The sequence below is a fragment of the Microcoleus sp. BR0-C5 genome (assembly GCF_036705045.1).
GTDB lineage: Bacteria > Cyanobacteriota > Cyanobacteriia > Cyanobacteriales > Microcoleaceae > Microcoleus.
Genome location: NZ_JAUBTR010000196.1, coordinates 1 through 1,512 on the forward strand (window position 1 = coordinate 1; position 1,512 = coordinate 1,512).

Consider the following 1,512-nt stretch of genomic DNA (forward strand, 5'->3'; position numbering starts at 1 on the left):
ATATTGGGCAGAAATAGCCTCACGGAAAAAAGCCATTACTGAACGAGCTTGAAAACGACAGGTTTGAATCACACTCAGCAGATTAGCCGTTTCCTCAAATCGTTTCATCGAACGAGAGCTGCCAGAAACTTTCCGTTTCGTTACAGCTAGCCGTAGAGAACGTTCTGCTAAATTATTATCTGGAGGAACCGAGGGGTCATTGAGAAAATACCACCATTGTTCTGCCTTATCCCGTAAGGATTTTAGTAACAGACCTGCAGCATAACCAACTTGGCCCAACCAAGTGGTCAAAGCTTGATTCAATCGTATTGTGAAATCCTGAGCCCAGAAGTCGTAGGTGAGTCGAGCCTTCGTCTTTCGCCAGGACTCATGGGCGATAAAAGCTTCATCTATTAATGACAGAAATACGCTTAGCGACTGCTGCATTATTGTTGCCAGGAAGTTCCAGCACTTTCTTGAAATGCCGCCGTAAATGGGCCAGACACTTCTGTTGGGCTGCGATGTTCCCGCCATTATAAACGCTGAAATCATCTGAGCTTAAGACTCCCGCAAATTCTGTGCCCAGCATGGTTTCCAATTCCACCCGCCCCCTGGTATCTGCCGCATGAAATAAACAGAATCCTTCTCCACTAGCTGTCCATAACCATTCTTTAACCCCCATGACACATCACGGCGTTTCATCTACGTGAACATTTGATTGAAGAGGTGCCCATTCCCACAGTGCTTTGAGCGCTGGTTTGACTGCTGCTGCTACTCGTTGATTGGTTTTTTGGAGTGTTCCTACTCCCACTTCTATTCTGCCGAGTTCCCACAACAATTCAGTCAGCTTGGCGTAGGAAAGATGTCCATAATTCCCCAACCAGACTAATAGTGCTTGGAGATTAACGCTCAAATCTTGCCCTGGAACTATTCAAGCGGGGTGGTTCTCCTCTGACTAGTGCACCACATTCTAGGCATTTACACGATTGTGTCTGATATTCGACGACTTCAATTGGTTTTGCTACTAGACTTGCTACTTGCTGTCTGTGGATGTTAATTACTTCACTTAATTCTTTACTGCCACAATTGAGACAGATGTCGGGTGAGCTAATTTCAGTTCTGTCTACTCGTCCAAACCCTTTGCGGGTTTTCCCCTGATGACCCGGTTGTCCGCCTGGTTTCTTTTTTGGGTCTGCTTCTGGTTTGACTGTTGGTTTCTCTGGTTTTTGGAGTAGATCCGTTGATGGGGGTTTGGATGAAGTCTGACTGGTGGTTCGACTTTTGCCCGTAGCAATCGCTAGTTTTTCTTGCAATTGTGCAATAATTTTTTGCAGCCCCAGTACCATTTCTACCAGTTCAGCTTGGCTCAACTGCTCGATTTCGGTTTTTTTCTGCTCTCTCGTGGGTGCGGGCTTTTTCATCCGTTTATTTTACCAGATGCCGCCACTGAAGTTTTTGGGTGCATCTCACTTTGGCGAGTATGCCAAAAAAGGGTTAAAATGAAAAAGCTCGTAAAATCACCCAAAAATATGA

1 pseudogene is annotated in these 1,512 nt (G+C 45.5%); it reads right to left on the minus strand.

From position 1 onward, the window contains the following. Window positions 1-1,400 (minus strand): annotated as a pseudogene (gene tnpC, locus QUB08_RS31880) (IS66 family transposase); the annotation flags it as partial. Window positions 1,401-1,512 lie beyond the last annotated feature (112 nt).